19 protein-coding genes and 4 pseudogenes are annotated in these 18,160 nt (G+C 67.7%); 10 read left to right on the forward strand and 13 right to left on the reverse strand.

The annotated features are described in order from the left end of the window. Window positions 1–373: 373 nt before the first annotated feature. Window positions 374–757, reverse strand: a complete 384-nt coding sequence (locus ACFYZQ_RS39875) for a hypothetical protein (RefSeq protein WP_389159159.1) — start codon at window positions 755–757, stop codon at window positions 374–376. Window positions 758–903: 146 nt separating this feature from the next. After that, window positions 904–1,329: an SH3 domain-containing protein gene (locus ACFYZQ_RS39880; RefSeq protein ID WP_389159161.1), complete on the reverse strand. Its 426-nt coding sequence runs from the start codon at window positions 1,327–1,329 to the stop codon at window positions 904–906. Between the two features lie 540 nt (window positions 1,330–1,869). Here ACFYZQ_RS39880 and ACFYZQ_RS39885 point away from each other — a divergent pair. After that, window positions 1,870–2,823 (forward strand): helix-turn-helix domain-containing protein, encoded by a 954-nt coding sequence (locus ACFYZQ_RS39885; RefSeq protein WP_389159163.1) that lies wholly within the window; start codon window positions 1,870–1,872, stop codon window positions 2,821–2,823. A 127-nt stretch (window positions 2,824–2,950) separates the two neighbouring features. Here ACFYZQ_RS39885 and ACFYZQ_RS39890 read toward each other — a convergent pair. Together ACFYZQ_RS39890 and ACFYZQ_RS39895 are read right to left on the reverse strand one after the other, a co-directional pair. Beyond that, window positions 2,951–3,037 (reverse strand): annotated as a pseudogene (locus tag ACFYZQ_RS39890) (pentapeptide repeat-containing protein); the annotation flags it as partial. Window positions 3,038–3,486: 449 nt separating this feature from the next. Then, window positions 3,487–4,455, reverse strand: coding sequence for a ribosome-inactivating family protein (locus ACFYZQ_RS39895; protein WP_389159165.1), 969 nt, complete (start codon window positions 4,453–4,455; stop codon window positions 3,487–3,489). Window positions 4,456–4,810: 355 nt separating this feature from the next. On the opposite strand from ACFYZQ_RS39895, the pseudogene ACFYZQ_RS39900 reads away from it, so the two are divergent. The 4 genes and pseudogenes from ACFYZQ_RS39900 (at window position 4,811) to ACFYZQ_RS39915 (ending at window position 6,621) form a co-directional block, all read left to right on the forward strand. Next, window positions 4,811–5,306, forward strand: a pseudogene (locus tag ACFYZQ_RS39900) (GNAT family N-acetyltransferase). 188 nt (window positions 5,307–5,494) lie between these two features. After that, window positions 5,495–5,950 (forward strand): nuclear transport factor 2 family protein, encoded by a 456-nt coding sequence (locus tag ACFYZQ_RS39905; protein WP_389159167.1) that lies wholly within the window; start codon window positions 5,495–5,497, stop codon window positions 5,948–5,950. A gap of 128 nt (window positions 5,951–6,078) precedes the next feature. Further along, a pseudogene (locus ACFYZQ_RS39910) lies at window positions 6,079–6,216 on the forward strand (IS5/IS1182 family transposase); the annotation flags it as partial. A 60-nt stretch (window positions 6,217–6,276) separates the two neighbouring features. After that, the gene (locus tag ACFYZQ_RS39915) at window positions 6,277–6,621 is read left to right on the forward strand and encodes an ANTAR domain-containing protein (protein ID WP_389159169.1); all 345 of its coding nucleotides are present in this window, start codon (window positions 6,277–6,279) and stop codon (window positions 6,619–6,621) included. A 23-nt stretch (window positions 6,622–6,644) separates the two neighbouring features. Here the strand turns inward: ACFYZQ_RS39915 and ACFYZQ_RS39920 are convergent, their stop codons facing one another. Continuing rightward, window positions 6,645–7,124: an ATP-binding protein gene (locus ACFYZQ_RS39920; protein WP_389159194.1), complete on the reverse strand. Its 480-nt coding sequence runs from the start codon at window positions 7,122–7,124 to the stop codon at window positions 6,645–6,647. Window positions 7,125–7,272: 148 nt separating this feature from the next. On the opposite strand from ACFYZQ_RS39920, the gene ACFYZQ_RS39925 reads away from it, so the two are divergent. Next, complete coding sequence (locus ACFYZQ_RS39925) at window positions 7,273–7,650, forward strand: STAS domain-containing protein (protein ID WP_389159171.1); 378 nt, start codon at window positions 7,273–7,275, stop codon at window positions 7,648–7,650. Window positions 7,651–7,732: 82 nt separating this feature from the next. Here the strand turns inward: ACFYZQ_RS39925 and ACFYZQ_RS39930 are convergent, their stop codons facing one another. From ACFYZQ_RS39930 to ACFYZQ_RS39945, 4 genes and pseudogenes are all read right to left on the reverse strand, one after another. Then, a complete protein-coding gene (locus ACFYZQ_RS39930; RefSeq protein WP_389159173.1) occupies window positions 7,733–8,095 on the reverse strand; it encodes a hypothetical protein in 363 nt (120 codons plus the stop codon). 55 nt (window positions 8,096–8,150) lie between these two features. Beyond that, window positions 8,151–8,407: pseudogene (locus ACFYZQ_RS39935) on the reverse strand (hypothetical protein). 501 nt (window positions 8,408–8,908) lie between these two features. Continuing rightward, the gene (locus tag ACFYZQ_RS39940; RefSeq protein ID WP_389159175.1) at window positions 8,909–9,751 is read right to left on the reverse strand and encodes a transposase family protein; all 843 of its coding nucleotides are present in this window, start codon (window positions 9,749–9,751) and stop codon (window positions 8,909–8,911) included. Window positions 9,752–9,804: 53 nt separating this feature from the next. After that, entirely contained in the window at window positions 9,805–10,257 is a 453-nt protein-coding gene (locus tag ACFYZQ_RS39945) for a hypothetical protein (protein ID WP_389159177.1), read from the reverse strand. A gap of 445 nt (window positions 10,258–10,702) precedes the next feature. On the opposite strand from ACFYZQ_RS39945, the gene ACFYZQ_RS39950 reads away from it, so the two are divergent. The 3 genes from ACFYZQ_RS39950 to ACFYZQ_RS39960 all read left to right on the forward strand — a co-directional run bounded on the left by ACFYZQ_RS39950 (window position 10,703) and on the right by ACFYZQ_RS39960 (window position 11,694). Next, complete coding sequence (locus tag ACFYZQ_RS39950) at window positions 10,703–11,116, forward strand: winged helix-turn-helix transcriptional regulator (RefSeq protein ID WP_389159179.1); 414 nt, start codon at window positions 10,703–10,705, stop codon at window positions 11,114–11,116. A gap of 153 nt (window positions 11,117–11,269) precedes the next feature. Next, window positions 11,270–11,407 (forward strand): hypothetical protein, encoded by a 138-nt coding sequence (locus ACFYZQ_RS39955; RefSeq protein ID WP_389159181.1) that lies wholly within the window; start codon window positions 11,270–11,272, stop codon window positions 11,405–11,407. Between the two features lie 8 nt (window positions 11,408–11,415). After that, window positions 11,416–11,694 (forward strand): hypothetical protein, encoded by a 279-nt coding sequence (locus ACFYZQ_RS39960; protein ID WP_389159183.1) that lies wholly within the window; start codon window positions 11,416–11,418, stop codon window positions 11,692–11,694. Here ACFYZQ_RS39960 and ACFYZQ_RS39965 read toward each other — a convergent pair. From ACFYZQ_RS39965 to ACFYZQ_RS39975, 3 genes are all read right to left on the reverse strand, one after another. Then, window positions 11,691–12,572: a dioxygenase gene (locus ACFYZQ_RS39965; RefSeq protein ID WP_389159184.1), complete on the reverse strand. Its 882-nt coding sequence runs from the start codon at window positions 12,570–12,572 to the stop codon at window positions 11,691–11,693. The genes ACFYZQ_RS39960 and ACFYZQ_RS39965 overlap by 4 nt on opposite strands. A 108-nt stretch (window positions 12,573–12,680) precedes the next feature. Continuing rightward, window positions 12,681–12,848 carry a hypothetical protein gene (locus ACFYZQ_RS39970; RefSeq protein ID WP_389159186.1) on the reverse strand — a complete coding sequence of 56 codons (168 nt, stop codon included), beginning with the start codon at window positions 12,846–12,848 and terminating at the stop codon, window positions 12,681–12,683. A gap of 503 nt (window positions 12,849–13,351) precedes the next feature. Continuing rightward, on the reverse strand, window positions 13,352–14,143 hold the full coding sequence (locus ACFYZQ_RS39975) for a nuclear transport factor 2 family protein (RefSeq protein WP_389159188.1): 792 nt from the start codon (window positions 14,141–14,143) through the stop codon (window positions 13,352–13,354). Window positions 14,144–14,491: 348 nt separating this feature from the next. Here ACFYZQ_RS39975 and ACFYZQ_RS39980 point away from each other — a divergent pair, with 348 nt between their 5' ends. Further along, window positions 14,492–16,396, forward strand: coding sequence for a hypothetical protein (locus ACFYZQ_RS39980; RefSeq protein ID WP_389159190.1), 1,905 nt, complete (start codon window positions 14,492–14,494; stop codon window positions 16,394–16,396). A 285-nt stretch (window positions 16,397–16,681) separates the two neighbouring features. Here ACFYZQ_RS39980 and ACFYZQ_RS39985 read toward each other — a convergent pair. Further along, window positions 16,682–18,160: CoA transferase (locus ACFYZQ_RS39985; RefSeq protein WP_389159192.1), on the reverse strand; the 1,479-nt coding region annotated here is incomplete at its 5' end.

The following is an 18,160-nucleotide window of genomic DNA, read 5'->3' on the forward strand; positions in this document are numbered from 1 at the left end:
CCAGCGGTGCACCTCGTCAATCGTGACGTCCCCACCCATGCACAGTCCAACGAGAGTCCGGACCGCCGGTCACGGCAACTGCGGCTGCAGTATTAGGTCCTACGCCGACACCCCCACCGGTGGAGGTGTCCGAGGGCGAGATCGAGGGTGCGCTGGCCCTCATATACGACCGAGTCCGCTGAGGGGGCTCAGGGGACTTCAGAAGCCGCCCCTCGGTCGCCCGCAGGTCACCGCCCCTCCCCGCCCGCCAAGGGGGCGTTGAGGGACGGATCCAGTCCGGACAGGCCGGGCGTGACAGGCTCTGCGCCGTGGTCTTGGCATTACGGCATCGGTGCGACAATCCAGCCACATGGCCGGTTGCGAAACAGGGGTCTTAGCACTGCGGCAGTACCTGCTGGTCGTGCTGCCAACCCCAAAGGTCGAGGTTGACGTCGCTCACGTAAACACCATAGTTCCTGGTGTCGTCGTCGGTCCTGAGCCACACGTTGTCTGTGTGGCCGTTGTTGGAGTAGGTGGCGCCATACGTCCAGCAGTAGAAGTAGCTGGTGCCGCGGTAGAGGGTGCCCGCGTGGGACGAGGTGTTCGCGTCCGGGCTCCAGTGGGTCCACTGGTCGATGACGGTCGTGAGGTTGTACGTGGACGCCGAGGCCGGCGAATGGGGCACCTGTGGGGCGGCCAGAGCTTGGGGGGCGGTGACCATGAGCCCCGCCGTAGCCAGGGCCGCGAGCATGGCCGATGTGAGGAAACGAGGACGCATGACTTCTCCTTGATTTGTGTCGCAACGCAAGGCGCGCTAGAGGCAGTTGCTTTTGTTCTCTGGACGTTGCACACAAGTCGACTGGCCGCGGACGCCCGTTCGGTGGGACTCTTGAACGCTGCCTTGCACAGTCGAGTTGCAGGTCGTCAGCAGCGGGCTTCGGGCGGCAGGCCCCCGTGCTCTCCCCCGTCGAAGTAGAGGGCGCTGACGTAGCCATCGGCAAAGACGATCCAGATGTTGCTGCTGAACCCGTGATCGACCACCGTCTCGCCGACAACCCAGCACCAGGCTGGATAGGGCCTGCCCGCAGTCAGTGTGGCGACGTGGACCCCGCGTTTGCCCGGAAGGCTGAGGACGTCGGCGTCCTTGTACGGAACGACGTAATAACTGGGCGCGACGGCCGCCGACAGTGCCGCGGCCGATGGCCCGGCAACGCCTGCCGACGCAGCGACACCGCCCGGTCTGGTGACGTCTGCCTGCTCGGCGTGGCCGGCACCTGGGGTGACGTTGAGCAGGCAGACGGCGGCAACGAGTCCGGCGAGGCCCCTGCCCACGGCACGTTTGATCATCATTCACCTTCCCTGTCGGTAAGAAGGCGTAGGCACCGCACTTGCACGCGACCTGGGAACGCGTTGGTCGGTGCTATGCGTAGTGACCGCTGGGCTAACGCCGTGGCCAGGACAAGCTCCCTGGACGCGGAAGCTCTGGTCTTCTGCGCCTACCGCCGAGACGCTTGTACGCAGACACAGGCGCGCTGGGGCGCATGACCGTGACCAAACCGGCCGGAGGGGCCCGCATGATGCACACCTCGAATCGGGCTCGTCTCCGGCGCATATCGACGGCCTCCCCTCAATTCCGGTTCCCGCACGCAACTCGCCCGACGCGAGCCGCGTCTAACGAACTGAGCTGTCTGCATGGTGAGTTCGCGGCACAGTGCCTCATGTCGCTCCTTGCCGGAACGACCGGCCATGTGCGCCGCTGTTGATGAGCGTAGGAGCAAGTCGCGGCTCACAGGCACCAATACGTGCACCGAGGCACCCCAGTTCGTGCACAGTGCACCATCCCGGGACGCAGTGCCCGTTCAAGCTGGACAGCCAAGGAGGCAGATCGTCATGACAGTCCGTGGAGGATCCCGGTTACGAGGAACGGAGGCGTTCGAGACGGTCGCCTCAGCCTTGTTCGCGCCACTGCGGGTCCGCGACGCGGACCCTCCGGGTTTCGAAGCTGTGGTCAGCCACGCGGTCATCGGCCCCGTGATCATCGCTCACATCAACGCCACTGCCGCGACGGTGACTCGGGACGCTCGGAGCATCACCTCAAGCGATGTGGAGTGGATGCACTTCAACCTCCAGCACCACGGTCCGCTCACCGCGGTCCAGGACGACCGGATCGCGACCGTCAAGCCGGGCGAGTTGTTCGCCTGCGACAGCACCAGGCCCTACCGGCTCGTCGGTGCGGGCCCCAGTGACATGACCGTGCTGTGCATACCGCGTGCAAGTCTCGGCAGGCACGTGGACTCCATCAGCAAGCGCACCGCACGCCCCATATCAGTGCAGGACGGGATCGGTGGGCTCCTCGGTCACGCACTGTCCACAGTCGACGGCGGCGCCGTCCAGGACGATGCGGCTCGTGCGCATCTGGCCGACGCTCTCACCGCGCTCCTGCTCGCAGCGTTCGCCGACACGAGCCCCGAGCGAACCTCTGTCACCAGTTGTCTCGCCGACCGCATCCGGACCTACGTGCTGGCCCACCTGAGCGATCCCCATCTTAGTGCGGAGCGTGTCGCGCGCCTGCACCGTATCTCCGTCCGTCACCTCCACTCCCTCTTCAAAGGCAGCGACCTGACGTTCGCCGCTTGGGTCCGGCATGAACGCCTGCTGCGGATCCGTCTAGACCTCATGGCCCCGGCCTGCTCCGACATCTCCACGGCCGCGATCGCGGCCAAGTGGGGAGTGCACGATCCGAAACACCTGGGCAGAGCTCTGAAACGCGAATTCGGCGTGACCGTAAGCGACTTACGAGGAGTCCCGCGACTCCCACACCAAAGCCCTAGCCAAGATCATTGAGTCCAAGCGGGAGGACAAACCGCTGCCTGAGACACCAAAGCCCAAAAGAAGCAGGGCCAGGTCCTGGACCTGATGGCCGCGCTGCAGGAGTCGGTGCGCAAGGTGGCGAGACCAATGACACCGCCAACGGCGAGTTGACGGCAAAGTCGGCGGAGCGGGCGAAGGGCAGTGCCACGCAGCACAGACCGAAGCAGTTGGCGCAGTCGGCCTGCAGGTCCTTGCGGTCCTGAGCAGACTCGCGGTTCTGGAGCGCCTTGCGGTCTTGGGGCGCCCTGCTCTCCTGGGCCTCGTGGGCCGGCCCGGCCTTGCCGGCTGTCGGCCCTTCCCGGCCCGCTGGGCCCGGCGGCCCCGGTCGGCGGCGACGCCCTCCCGGCCCTGCCCTGCGGACGCGGCACGCTCGCGGCCCTGCGCCGAGGACGGGCCCTTGCGGAGGGGCACTTGCGCCCCCCGGAGGAAGAGGCGGCTTCGTGCTGTGGCGACACTGTGCGTGCTCCTGTTGGCCGACGAGCACCGCATCGGGCGCTCCGAGAACGCCTTCGATTTTCGCAGACGGCGCGCGTCGCCCGAGCGGTCGACGGGACCGCGGCCGTCCGGCGCGCGATACCGGAGAGGCGGGCCGCGGCCCACGAGCCGAGGCCCCGCCCCCCTGGGCAGCGCCCGGCATCAGAGCTCGTCATGGCTCCAGTCGCCGGAGTTTCCCTGATCGGGGACCGCGGTGATGCGGTACAGCATGATCGCGATGCGGGAAGCCACGTCGCTCCACTGGTTCCAGGAGATTCCGCCGGTCGTGGTGATAGGCGTGGCGGACCCGTAGTTGGTGAGGTTGTAGCCGAAAGCCGAAGCGGCGCTCCAGGCGTTTTCGAGGTTTTGCTGGTACGCGGTCAGTCCCCTGGAGCCGTAGGCGCCGAGCATGGTGGTCCTGAACACTCCGTTGATGTCGTAGAAACGTGCCGCCTCGGAGGTGGCCTGGATCAGGAGCAACAGCGACCGTGCCGTCCATTGTTGGTCACTTCCGTTGGCCTGGCCCCCGGTCGGGTTCGTGACATGCGCCAGCTGCTCCACGGCTCCGATGATGTCGGAGTAGTCGTGCTGGAAGTTGCTGCGGTTCACGCCGGCGGAGGCAGGGAGACTCGTGTAGGCGCCGCCGAAGAAGAGTGTCTGGACATTGCCGTTGGTCGTGAAACCGCTCTGAGCGAGTCGCGTGCCCAGATTGATCCTGTTGTCATTGAACTGCCAGGTCTGGTTCCACTGGTTCGAGAATCCGAGAACATAAAGGTCGCTGGGGTCGATCCACAGGCTCGTCTCGGTGTTGGAAGCGGTGACGTGCAGGCTCAGCCGGATGAGCCCCTGGTCGCTGTACTGGGTGATGCGGGTGTTCCCGCGATACGAACCCGTGAACTGCGACGACGCCTGCCGGAGGCTGTCTATCAGACCCTGGTACTGGTTCTGCTGCGACTGGCTCCCCTGATTGGCGAGGTTCATGTAGACGTGGGTGATCTGGTTGGGTCCGACGGCCGCCGAAGCCGGACCCGCCCCCGTCGTCAGGGCGAGGGCGAAGGCGATCAGTGACGCTAGGGCGAAGGCCAGGAGGCCGCGCCACCCTCCGTGGTTAGCCCGGGCATGCAGTCGCACTCTTCGAAACCTTTCTGTGCAGTCTCTGGGTCAAACGGACGGAGAATTCGCGCCCACGCCCCACTGTGCTGAACGTCCGCATCCGGTACATCAGTCATTTGACTGCGTGCAGGTCGGCCGCCTTCCGCAACCTGTCGCCCGGGCTGTCGCCGAGGGCGCGGCGGACCGCCTCACCGGCACCATCCAGCGTCTCACCGGACGGCCCGCGCGAACCTTCCGTGCCCTCCTCGCAAGGAAGATACGTCGCAAGAGCTGGTATTCCAGCCGTAGATCGTTATGCGCCCTGGTCCTGGGGCTGTCTGCCGCTGACGGAAACTCAGGTGGCCTCAGCGCACGATCTGGGTAGAGTCGGGCAATCCCCGAGCTGAAGCGGCTGCACGCCGGCCGCGCCCCGGCGGTTTTGGCCTTCGAGCTGTTGAACCGCACCTACATTGCTGCCTCGATCTCCGACCGCGACGACGACTTCTTCGACCAGTTCCTCGACGGGTACGACGCCTTGCTGGCAGAGCAGGAAGCTGGCAGCTGCGCTTTCTACGTGCTCGTCGCCGATGATGGCTCGGTTCTGGGCAGGTTCAACGTGTACGACTTGGAGGACGGCACTGCCAACCTCGGCTATCGAGTCGCGGAGCAGGTCGCCGGCCACGGCGTGGCGACCGCGACCGTCCGGGAGCTGTGCCGGATCGCGGCAGCGCGGCACGGGCTGCGCACACTGCGGGCGGCCACCTCCCCATGACAACGCCGCGTCCCGAAGAGTCTTGACGAAGGCCGGGTTCGTCCCGGTTGGCCCTTCCTCCGCGGCCGATCTCGGCGGCAAGCCAGGCATCTGGTACCAGCGCGACCTCCAGCCATAGACCTTGATCCTCCTCGCGGGCCCCCGGCTTCCCCGCGTACGCGCCCGCCGCCGAGACCTGGCTGAAGGCGCAGGCCGCCTCCGGGTACTTCGCCGGAAACCTCACAGCCCTGTCGTTGCCATCATGGGCAGCACATGCCGAGGATCGCCCCTCGTACTTGGAGACAGACAGTGTCCTCATCCTCCGCCATGGCCGCCGACCTGGTATCGAGCTACCGAGCTGTCGAGAACCTGCTCGCACGTTACGCAGAGCTCGTGGACGACGGCGATTTCGCCGGGCTCGGTCTCCTGCTCGCGGACGCCACTTTCGTCGGCAGCGGCACGCCGGTGAGCGGCAGGGAAGCGATCGAGAAGATGTTCCAGGACACGCTGATCGTCTATGCCGACGGCACGCCGCGAACCCAGCACGTCACCTCCAATATCGCCATCGAGATCGAGGAACAGACCGGCACGGCGGTCGCACGTTCCTACGTCACCGTGCTGCAGGCGCTACCCGACCTGCCGCTGCAGCCCGTCGCCGCCGGTCGGTACCGCGACCGCTTCGAGCGCCGCGGCGGGCAGTGGCGTTTCGTCGAGCGACACGTCGACATCCGCCTCGTCGGCGACGTGAGTCGCCACCTGCAGCAGGCTGCCGCACGACGATAGGTCATTTCCGAAGCGCGGTTTGCATTCGATTCCGCGCTTCGTCCGGCCGAGCGCGTCGACGTCTGCCTGCGAGAGATGGAGGACGCTTTCCGGGCGATGGGGGATGTGATCGGCGGTCAGTCGCTGCGCGCTGGGTTGTCGAACGCTCACACGCCTGGGTCATGCACGCCCGCCGGCATGCACGCGACTACGAACGGCTCATCCAGCACTCCGAATCGCTGATCACCTGGGCCGCGATCACGCTCATGACCAGGCGCATCACCCGCCGAAGCTCCCGCAGGAGCGGCCAGCCGGCATCCCGCGAAGCCGCACGAGACTGATCAGCCTTGTCCTCATCCGCCGATCCCCACCCGCAGCCCACGCCGGCGTCGGCCGATGAACTAGCGACGGAGCTGGAGAGGGTGCGGGCGGACAACCGGCAGTTGCAGCAGGCGCTCGCCTCGCATGCCGTTGTCGACCAGGCCATCGGCGTCCTGACCGTTCTGGGGCAGATTCCCCCGTGCGACGGCTTCACGGTGCTGCGGGAGGTCTCCCAGCACACCAACATCAAACTCTCCCAGGTCGCTGAAGAGGTCCTCAAGCACGGTCAGGGCGCGGCGCTGCCCGATGTCCTTATCGGGAAACTGCGCGCGGCACTGGCTCGCCGTGCCGCCGAGCGCCCCGGCCTGTGACTGGAGGGCGGTCGCGGGCGTTTCTATAAGGTCCGCTGACCTGGGATGGTGCCGTCGGGGTCGTCCAGGAGGGCGATGCGGGCGGTGATGCGCTTGCCGACCGGCTCCCGCTGCGCCTCGAAGCCCTGGGCCACAGCCATCACGATCTCCAGGCCGTGCTGCCCCACCCGTGCGGCGTCGGCGGCCCTCGCCACCGGCAGCACGGGATCGCCGTCCCACACCGCGACCTCCACCGCCTCACCGGTGATGCGCAGATCCAGCAGCACCGGGCCTGGCGCGTACTTGAGGGCGTTGGTCACCAGTTCGCTGACCACCAGCTGGGTCAGGTCCATGGCCCGCTGTGAGACCGGAAGGCCGTGCTCGGCCTGCACGCGGGTGAGGAAATGGGCGGCGAGGTGGCGGGCCCGCGCGATGCACGTGCCGTCGCCTTCCAGGGCCACCGTGGCCTGGAAGGCCTGCTCATCCGGCACCGCACTGTCCTCACCCACCGAGAACGCTTCCATCACGGCCCGTATCCCCTGCCCCATCCACGTCCCCGCGCGTACCCACGCATGCGCGGTACACGCTTTACGCCCTGGTCGCCAAGGCATTACCCGCACTGGACAGGGCAGCATTATGGATCAACCTCTCGGGTGTGCCAGGATCAGCGACATGCCCGAGGGAGAGACGCCGGACACCGAGCAAGCCGCGCAGCCAGGCCAGCTGTCGGTCGCCTCCACCGCCACCGACGGCATCCGCGTGATCACCGTGGCCGGCGAGATCGACCACGACACCGTCGAACTGCTCCGTCAGGCCCTGGACGCCCCCTACCTTCCCCAGCCCTGCATCGTCATCGACATGCACCAGGTCACCTTCATGGACTCCACCGGCATCAACGTCCTCATCACCGCCTACCGCACCCTCGCGGAGGCCGGCGGCTGGATACGCCTGGCCGCACCGACCGAGGCCGTGATGCGCACGCTGCAGATCGTCGGCGTCGACACCCTCATCGACTGCCGCGAAACCCTTCGCGACGCACTCAGCAACTGACCGACACGCGCAAGATCGGGGCGCGCGCCACCATGGTCAGGCAGCAGGCCGACCTACTCGGGGTGTGGTCGGGCTCGGCAGTTCAGTGCTGATGGCGATCGTGCTGGGACAGGTAGAGGGGACTGATCCGGTGCCAGTAGCCGTGCACGAGGTTTTCGGCCTCCCGCACCGCCCGCTGATCGCACAGCGCGTCCGTCGGCAGGCCCTGTCCGGCTTGGGACGCGGTGGAAACCGTGCCCCGGACATCCCTCAATGCCGTCCGACGTGAGGCGCGACGGGACACAGCGGCAGTGTGCGGGTGGCTGCTGCGGCCCGACAGACACCATCGCGCGAAAAGGATCGCCGCCACCGCCGACAATGCGCTGACGGCGTAGACCTCATGACCGGCCACTGGTTCCTCCTGCCGGACACCCGCATAGACCGTGCCGGATTCCTGTGCCCCCATATCGCATCCTCAACGTCACCGCTGGGCTAAGAAAACCTCACATGCCATCGCCGGGTCATGGTGGGCCGGCACCCGGCGCAGGCGGGTTCATATCCACGCCGGGCCGCTGCGGAACCGACGCGCAACACGGTGCGCGTGTCGATCCCCGGCGCAGCCCCAGCATGCGGAAGCGGGCCAGCAGGCCGAACAGATGCGCTTCATCGATGACGGTGCCGTAGAAGACCGTCTGGCCGCCCAGCATCACGGCGTCCAGCTCGGGAACTCCGGGGCGTTCTCCCGGACCGGGCCGCGGACACGGAACTCGTAGCGGATGGGCTCGCCCGCTCCAGGCATGCCCCATGGTGAGACCGGCTCTGGCATTTTTGGCATCGCCCGCAACGGGTGAGGACGGCTGCGCTTGAAGCTTCTGCGGGCGCCAGCGCGTGGTCCCGGCATGAGCCAGATCGCTGAGGCGCACGCGGCCGCACCCCATTTGCCGGTGACAGATACCCCTCCATCGGCGCTACCTCAGCCATCAAAGGCCCACATCAGGGCCAACAACGGATCCGAGGGGCCAACTAGCGATCGCCGTTACAGCGCCTGTGACTTTGATCGATAGATGGCGAGGCTGGGCTCCCGAAGAGCCAGGTGGGGGCCGTTCGGTTGACTCCTTGTTGGCGGGTCTGTTGAACGGTAGTTGGCGAGTCCGGACGTGAGGCGGTCACGTTCAGTGAGTTGTGTTCAACTTGAACGTGCAGGTCACGGGGGTGGCGTGGGTGGGTGAGGTCATGCTCGTGCTGGTCGGCCGCGGTTGTCTGCGGTGAAGATCGTCGGTCAGCGGGCGATCTCGTGCCAGTTGAGGACCATCAGCGCGCGGACGAGTCGGGTAGCCCACTTCACGTCGAGGCGGAGCCGGGTCAGTACGCGCCAGTTCTTCAGGTGTGCGAAGGCGTGTTCGCAGACGGCTCGTGCTGCGGCGATCAGCTGGTTGACCTGCTTCTTCGCGGGCGGGAGCTTCTTGCCCTTGGGCTTCTTGTAGCCGGTGATGACCGCCGGGTCGCTGCTGTCGTCGCCACCACCGTCGAGGCCGACGAAGCCGAGGTCGGCGATCGCGGCGAGGCCGGCAGCGCGGAGTCGGCCGACCAGGTCGTCGTGGCGGCAGGCGGTGATCTCCGAGCCGCGCGCGGGTCGGGCGGTGGAGGTCCACAGCAGCCGCCCCTTGACATCGGTCAGGGCGATGACCAGCAGCCCGTGCCGTTTGTGCTTGGCCGACCAGCGGCATTTCATCGGGTGGCCGGTGCGACGCTGGGTGGGTATCAGCGAGCCGTCGATCAGGACGACGCTGCCACCCTCCCGGGCGATTTTCGCCAGCACCCGCTCCAGCCTTGGGGCCCGCGCGGCCAGAAGGTCGATCATCTCCTTCAGCCACCGGTCCACGGTGGTGCGCGAGAGGTCGTTGCCGCTGGCGAGGTCGGCAAGTCGCTGGTCATGCCGCAGCGCGGCCAGCACGATCACCGCGATCCGCCCGGCTGGACGCTTGCGCCATCGCGAGCGGATCTTCTTCAGGTGGGCGGACAGCAGCCCGGTCAGGAAGGTGAGGGTCTGTGTGGACAGCTCCAGCCGGCACTGGTAGACAAGTTCACTGTGCTCCCCGGCCGGGATGGATTTTGTAGGCAAACTTCATCAACCAGGGCCGGGGGCCGCTCAGTTACGGGGCCGTGGTGGGAGATTCACGCCCGGATAGTGAAGGTGCCGTTCGGCAGCTTGTGCAGCCAGCCCCGGGCCGCCAGCTTCGACAGCTTGCCGCGCAGCGGCTCCAGCCGGCCCGGCACCACCACGTCGATGCCCAGCTCGGCGCCGACGTCCTTGACCATCACCGGACCGCCCGCGGCCCGCACAATCTGCAGCATCCGCCGGTAGTCGCCCGGCAGCGCGGACGCATCCACCACCTCCCGGCGGTGCGGCACCTTCAAAACCGACCGGCCCGCGACCTGCACCTGCTGCGGCAAACCGGCGTCCTGTCCGGCGGCCTCGGCCTCCTGTTCATACAGCCGGCGCAGCACCCGCTCCGCGACCGCGAGTTCCTCACGCTCGGCGTCCACCTCGGCCAACTGCTTGGCCAGCGACTCGGCAAGCTCGTCCAGCTCAGCCCGGCGACCTGCGATCTTCTCCAGCGGCGACACGCCTTCCCTCCCCAACGGCCAGACACCCTCGGGGAACCGTAGGAGCCCCGCCGAACACGGACGAAGCCAAGAACCCCATCCGGGACGTGTCAGACGATCTACACTCCAGCCTCCCGCCTTCGACCAGCACGAGTACGCCACCGACCACCCACGCCAGCACCGCTGACCAGGACGGATTCAGGCTATACAGGTCTCAGTCACCTCGAAAGGACTCCCTCCGAGAGTGATACAGCCAGGACGGCGGGTCCTCGGCCTCGGCGTCCAGGACACCGAACGGGCCCAGGACCGTCTTCGACGGATTGGCCGGGTGTGACAGCGGTACGGGTGACCGCCCTGGTCGCGGCGGCGCATCGGCCAAGCCGGGCCGGGCAGGGGCCGCAGAGTTACCTCTTGTGCGTAACCCCATGATGGGTGACCATCGAGGAAGACGTAAGGAGGCACTTCCATGTCAGCCGCGAACAGCGTTGTGCCCGTGCCCGACCCTCTCGACAAGGCCTGCCCGATCCGTGAGGTGCTCGACCGGGTCGGTGACAAGTGGAGCAGTCTGATCGTTGTGCGGCTCGGGCAGCGCACCCACCGGTTCAACGAACTGCATCGCGAGATCGACGGGATCAGCCAGCGGATGCTGACCCTGACCCTGCGCCAGCTGGTTCGCGACGGTCTGGTCAGCCGCACGGCTTACGCCACCGTGCCGCCGCGCGTCGACTACGAACTCACCGAACTGGGCCGCACCTTGCTCGCCCCGATCACCGCGCTCCACGAATGGGCCGTGGCTCACCGCGACGACATCCGCCAGGCACGCGCCGGCCACGACGACGCCGTGGCCGCGGGGGTCGATTCCGTGGCGGCGCCCGCTTGATCCAGGCCACTCGCGACAGATGACGTAGGGGGCGGAACGAACCTCCGCCCGGATCCGGTCATTCACGTGTCACCGAAGCCGCCTGCCGCTTCCTACCGTCGATCCCTTCACCGGCGTAACAGCGTGCGGTGACGACGAGCAGAAGGCGGCACCATGAGCACGTTCGTCCTCCTTCGTGGCGCCCGGCACGGCGGCTGGGGCCGGCAGCGCGTGGCGCCCGCCCTGCGCGCAGTCAGGCACGAGGTGTACGCCCCCGCCTCACCGGCGTCAGCGACCGCGTCCACCTGCTGAGCCCGCAGGTGGGGCTGTCCACGCAAGTCCAGGACGTCGTCGCACTCCTGGAGGCGCACGACGCCCACGATGTCGTCCTCGTCGGACACAGTTACGCCCATGCCGATCAGATCCTCGGCCGGGGACGCGCACAGGGCGACCCCCGCCTCTTTGACCTGGACGAACCGGCCGTCCTCGTCGATGACAGCGAGCCCGTCGGACGCGTGCTCGACGAGGCAGGACCCGGCCGCCCCCTCCTGGACTTCGGCGTCGCCCTGGCGTGGGCCAGCTATATGAGTCCCCGTTAGTTCAGCGTGAAGGAGCGCTTGGCGCAGCCCATCGTGAAGCCGTCGATGGCCGTCTGAGCGGGTGCTTCCGGGTCGGTGGCGCTGCCCAGGGTGATGAAGATGGGCAGGAAGTGATCCGGGGTGGGATGGGCGTACGGCATCCCGGGCGCCCGGGTCGCGTAGGCGGCGAGTTCGTCGACGTCACCGCGGGCCAGCGCGTCAGCCGCCCAGGCGTCGAAGTCGGAGGACCAGGCGGGCACGACTCCCTCGGTGAACATCTCCCGGGTGAGGAAGGGCAGGCCGTGTGTCATGAACCCCGAGCCGATGACGAGGACGCCCTCCTCACGCAGGGAGGCGAGGCGCCGGCCGAGGGCCATCAGGCGGGAGGGTTCCTGGCTGGGCATGGACATCTGCAGGACTGGGATGTCGGCCACCGGATACATAACCATCAGCGGAACCCAGGCGCCGTGGTCGAGGCCGCGGGAGGGGTGCTGGTAGAGGGACTCGCCGTCGGGCATGGTGGCGGCGATGCGCCGGGCGAGTGCCGTCGCGTCGGGGGTGTCGTAGCGCATCTGGTAGTAGCGCGGGTGGAAGCCGCCAAAGTCGTAGACCAGCGGGGTGCCCGCGGCGGAGCTGGATATGGCGATCGGAGCGTCCTCCCAGTGTGCGGAGATGATCAGGATCGCCTTCGGCTTGGGCAGGGACTGCGCCCAGTCGAAGAGCTGGCCCAGCCAGGGGCCGTCGTCGAAGGTCGGAGGCGCGCCGTGGCTAAGGTAGAGGGCGGGCAGCTGGCCGTCGGCCGGGGTCCACTCCCGCTGGGTACGAGCGCGGGACAGGGCCTCGGGCAGGAAGGCGTCGTAAGCGCCACCGGGTGTCGCGGGGGTGAGGACAGAAGACATCGGGGCCCTCTCTGGTTCGTCAACCGCCGCCCGGCCAGGGGGCGTCGGGATCGATGGTGTGGTGGATACGGCGGCCCGCCTCGCGCAGTTGCCGCTGGTGGGCCTTGGTCACGGGTCGAACACCAGGCGGCGCACCTCGGCGACACGGCCCGGTGCGGTGGCCTGGACCTCCTCCCAGCCGGCGTCGGTGAGAACCGCGAGGGTGCAGCGGCCGTTGGCCGGATCGCGCATGCGCCGGACCCTGGAGCCGACGGCGAAGTCTGCGAGTTCGCTCATCTGCAGTGTCCGGTCCGGGGTCATGGAGAGCCCCGCGAGCACTTGGTACTCGAAGTGGCTGGCCCCGGCGTCGCGTTGAAGCTGGGCGTCGAGCGACGGCCGGCAGCCGGACCAGCACGCCGGTCAGTGCAAGCCAGGTCGACTGTTCCTCGGCGTCCAGCCACCGGGGCTCCGCTTCGCTCACCCTGCCCCTCACCCTCACCCACGATCATTCTGCCTCTGGCAACTGATGATGTGGTTGCTCACGAGAGATGATCCGGTCCATGAGTGCTCGGCGGACCACAACACCGCCTGCAATCAAAGGAGCTGTTCCGTCACGGCAACCTCACCGTCATCGACAAGTTCGTCGGAACCGAGTACATCGATCACAACCCGAAGTCAGACTCACTCGCGAGCGGATGACCGGGTGAGGACGCCGGGACGCGGTCCACACAGCGGCGGGCACCGTTCCCGCTCGAAGCGGCTCGGGGCAGCGCCTGTGCCTGGGAAACGTCGTTGTGCGGTCAGAACATGGTGTTGTCGTTGGCAGCGGTCTCCGGGACCGGCTGGACGGCGTCCCAGTGCTCGACGATCTTTCCGTCGCGGACACGGAAGAACTCAATGCAGGAAAAGCCGCGGTCGTCCGGGTTGAGCTTGAGGTGGTGGTGGACGGCGACGTAGTCACCCTCGGCGATGACCCGCTTGACGTCGATCGTCACCTCCGGGTTCGAGGCGAACAGTCCGGTGAACAGCTCCTTGGCGGCGGCGACGCCATCGGCGTGCTGCGGGTTGTGCTCGTAGAACGGGTCGACGGCGTACCGCTCGAACGCGGACGGGTCCTTCTCGACAGCGATCTCATGGAACAGCGCCGTCACGACCTTCTTGCTCTCCGCGGCGTCCGCGTCCGGGTCGGGCTGGTTGACCGCTGGCTCGCTGATGGTGGTGAACAGGTCGTGGCCGCCCACGATGGTGTCCGGGACCTGCTGGATGACGTCCCAGTGCTCGACGATCTTGCCGTCCTCGACCCGGTATATGTCGACGACCACGCTGGGGGTTGCGCCAGGTGCTGGCGCGGACTCGGTGTGCAGCAGGACCAGGTCGCCTTCGGCCAGGACCCGGTGGGTGGTCTTCGTGCGGTGCGGAAAGGTGTTCCTGAAGAAGGTGATGAAGTTCTTGATTCCCGCGGGGCCGTCGACCCCCTGCGGGTTGTGGTTGGTATACGTCGTGCCGACGAGCTCGTCGATCACCTCGTTGTTCCCGTGGCTGAACAGCTGGTCGTAGAAATGAGTGACGATTTTCTTGTTCTCAGCGGACATGATTGTGATCGCTTTCCGTAGTTACGTTTTGTGCGTAACCCCATCATCAGTCACTGCTGGGCGGGGCGAAAGAAGGCACTTTCATGTCAGCCACGCACACGGATGTGCCCACCTGACTCTGCACACCTCGGGGCGGCTCGCAGTGTCAGCGGTAGGCCGCCCGGGCGCTCATGGCCTGGCCGACGACCAGGGTTATGGATCTCGCTCGTGCCCTCGTAAGTGAGGAGGATTCCAGGTTGTTGGCGTGGCGCAGCAGCGACGCGTCCAGAAATTGGGTGCCCGCGCCCGCCGCGAACTGGGCCTGCCGACCACCCGCGATGCTGCCACGGTCAGGTCCCGCTCTTCACCATGCCCCGCGTGCTGGGCGACGCCACGGTCAGTGCAATCGTCGGCCGGCCGGTCGCTGGATGGGAGCAGGCCCAGCCCGTGATCGAGGCGATGGAAGCCGAGCACGGGTTGACCGCGGGCTGGCGCTACAAGGTCGCCGAGATGGTCCGCCTCGCCCTGGCCGTGCGTGAGGCCGAGGGCGCCGAGCGGCTGCCGGAGGCCATGCTGCGGGACCTGCCGACCAACGGGGACGCGGTCCGCCTGATCCTGTTGAAGGCCGGGCTCTTGGACGAGGCGCCCGAGCCCATGCGGTTCTCCGTCTCAGATCAGCCCGCTCGTACCCCGTACATCACCACTCCGACGCCGCTGCCGCCCCCGGCGCCCCGCCAGTGCGCCGACTGCTACGCCTGGCTCCCCACAGGCCGACGGGCGGGATTTGTCTGTGATCCGTGTAGGCACTGGCGGGAACGGGCGGGGCGAGGCCAGTGCTGCCGCTGCGGTCGCGACGGACTGGCCCTGCGCGACGACCGTTGCCGCAGCTGCCACCCCTACCGCCTCATCGACCAAGCCCGCCCGGCTTCCCGGCGGTTCACGCAACTGGTGATCGCCCTGCTGACTGGCAAGGGCGGGCCGTTCGAGGCGCTCCCGGTCGGCGACGGCCAGGCGCCCGACTACGACGAGCAACGGCCCGCTCTGCACACGAGCCGCGGACAGGAAACGCTGTTCACCAGTCGGCGCGACTGGACCCCGGTGCTGGCCCGGCTGCGGAGCATGCCTTCGGGCGAGCCGCCGCTGACCGAGAGCGCCCAGTTCTTGCTTGAGGAGTTCACCCGCTATCGACCGGGGCAGCGGCCGAACTACCGGAAGAACACCCGCACGCTCACGATCCTCCTGTACTGGCTCGGCGCCGAGACGGCCGTCTTCGAACGCGACGTGCACGACCTGACCCGGATCGACGTGAACCTCGCCGCCAAGCCAGTCTGCCAGTTCCTGCGCGACCGCGGCCTGCTGGTGGAGGAACCCGACCTGCATCGGAACGCGGATCTGGTGTGGATCGAGTCGACCCTCACCGCCCTGCCGGAGCCGGTCGCGAGCGAGGTGGGCACCTGGGTGAAAGTCATGCGCGAGCAGGGCCGCCGCGAAGGCGAGCCCCGCGGCTACGACGGCATCCGCCGCTACCTCACCACGCTTCAGCCCACTCTCACCGCGTGGACCACGACGGCCGGCGTGAACTCACTGAGGGAAATCATCAAGGACCACGTCGAGAACGCCGTGGAGGGCCTGTCCGGCTACGCCCGCCGAGGACTGGCCATAGCCCTGCGCAGCCTGTTCCGCGCGCTCAAACGCGAACGAGTGATCTTCCGCAACCCCGCCCGGGACCTCCCGGTCGGCGATCTCAAGGGGGTCCCGAAGTCCATCCCCTCCGACGTCCTGATGGGGCTCCTCGACCAGGCGACAACGCCGCTCGGCCGCCTCGTCGTCGCCTTGGCCTCCATCCACGCACTGCCCGGACACGAGATCCGAACACTGCACACCACGGGCCTCGACCTCTCCCGCGGCACCCTCGAAGTACAGCGCGGGTTGCTGCGGCACACCCTCTACCTGGAGGCGCTCACCCACCAACTCGCCGCCGACTGGACGACCTACCGCCACCTGCGGTGGCCCGCCTCGACCAACCCCCACCTGCTGGTCAGCCAGAAGACCGCTGTCGATCCCGACCACCCGGCCGTCAGTATCGGCACGCTGCGCGCGGCCCTCCCCAAGGGCCTGACGCTGGCCGGCCTGCGCCAGGACCGGATCCTCAACGAGGCGATGGAAAGCGCCGACCCCCTCAAGCTGATACGGCTGTTCGGCATCACCGAGCAGACCGCCATGCGCTACGTCAGCGCCGCCCACCCCGAGCGCACAGCCAAGCTACCTCGGTAGGCCGTCCCGTCACCTGGTGGACGGCTCTGGATACTGCATCGGTCGGTGAACTCCCCGAGCATGCCAGTTGATCACGCTGCCGCACCGAGGAACTCCAAGATCCCCGACAGAATCAAGCTGAGCGATAGATCTCAGCCACACAAACCGCCGATGGCCTCCCTGCACCGGCGAAGACCTAGCAAGGTTGTTGATCAGAGCGCAAACGAATGGCCGTTGTCCCCACTCGCGCCGTGCGGATGCAGGCACGCTTCACCAAGGTGTCTGCCGCGAGATGCACCACAACAGTCAGGTCCTGGTGGACCACGTCGGCGTGGACGAGCCTGCCGCCTCGAAGGGCCGCTCCCAGAAGAGGGGGTTCTCCTCGATCGTCACGGGGAATCCGAGCCGCCTGACCGGACCGTGTCCGCTGGCGAAGATGCGGTCCCCGAAAGGTCCGTCGAGGGGTAGGCGGATCTCCGGTTCCTCTGGCACGTGACCCTCGTCGATCAGCATCGCCGCGGTCCGGGCGAGCGAGAGACGGGAGACGGAGCCTTCGCCGGTCGTCACTCGGCGGGTCAGTCCCCGGATGGCGGCCGCGGCGATCTGGTATCCGGTCGCGAAGTCGAGTGCCTCGACGGGCAGGTGCCGGGGCCGGTCGGCGTCGACGAGTCGGCCGAGCGCGTTGATCGGTGTGCGGTGCTCCGGGTCGGCGAGGGCCCAGGCCGTCGTGGCGTCGGCGAGGCCGCTGCTGAACTGGACGAGGGTATCGAAACCCCTGCGGTTCTTCCACGGGCCGGTCCAGCCGTAGGCGTTGAGCGCCACTTCCACCAGGCCGGGGCGTACGACGGCCCGGATCTCCGGGGCGACGAGGCTGTCCAGAGCGCCGGGGCGGTATCCGTGCACGAGGACGTCCGCCTCTGCCAGGAGACTGAGGAAGCGAGCGTGCCCGTCCTCGGTGTGCAAGTCGAGAAGTGCCCAGCGCTTGCCGAGCATGACGTCACTGCCCCGCCCGAACACGCCGCTGCTCTCGTCCGAGCCTGGACGGTCGAGACGCAGCACCTCGGCGCCGCAGGCCGCGAGGAAGCGGGTTGCCATGGGCCCGGAGATGACCCGGGTGAGGTCGAGCACGCGGATGCCGGCCAGCGGACGGCCGTGTGTCGGCCGCCAGTGGTCACTGGCTACGCCCCCGGTCTGGATGTGGACGACGGGTTCCGCAGCCACAGCACGGCCCTGAGGGTGGTGTTGCCATTCTTCTACGGTGCGGCTGATCGCGACGGCGGCGCCCTCATTCACCAGGAATCGCTCAACATCCTCGGCCGTGTGCTTGCGGATCTCGGACTCGAACTGGCTCGGCTCCTCCGCTGTTCCAAGGGCTCGGGCGATACGCGAGCGCAGGGTCGGAAACGTCGCCTGCACGCGCAGCCATCGGTCGTCGGCTGTCTGGAACTCGCTCATCCACTTGTGCGGAATGCCCTGCCCTGCCGAGCCGTCGAGAGGCAGGGAAGGGCCGACCGGCAGATCGAACCAGCCGCTGGCAAGCGTTCGGTCGACGCGGACCTGCTGCCCCCCACGGCCGGCCGTGTCCAGGAGATCGCTGAGGGCCAGGCCGGCCGCGGCGAACGATGCCGCGGCGAGGTCGGTGACCGCGAAGGGGGACCGCAGGGCGCCATGCCCGGTAAAGCTGACCCGCTTAATACTGCAGCCGCAGTTACGGGGGTCGGTGGCCGCGGCGGCGGTAATGGCTGATCCGGGCTCGGTGTTGGTGGCGTCGCCGCCAGTGTGACC

It is taken from the genome of Streptomyces sp. NPDC001843 (assembly GCF_042891955.1).
Lineage (GTDB): Bacteria > Actinomycetota > Actinomycetes > Streptomycetales > Streptomycetaceae > Streptomyces.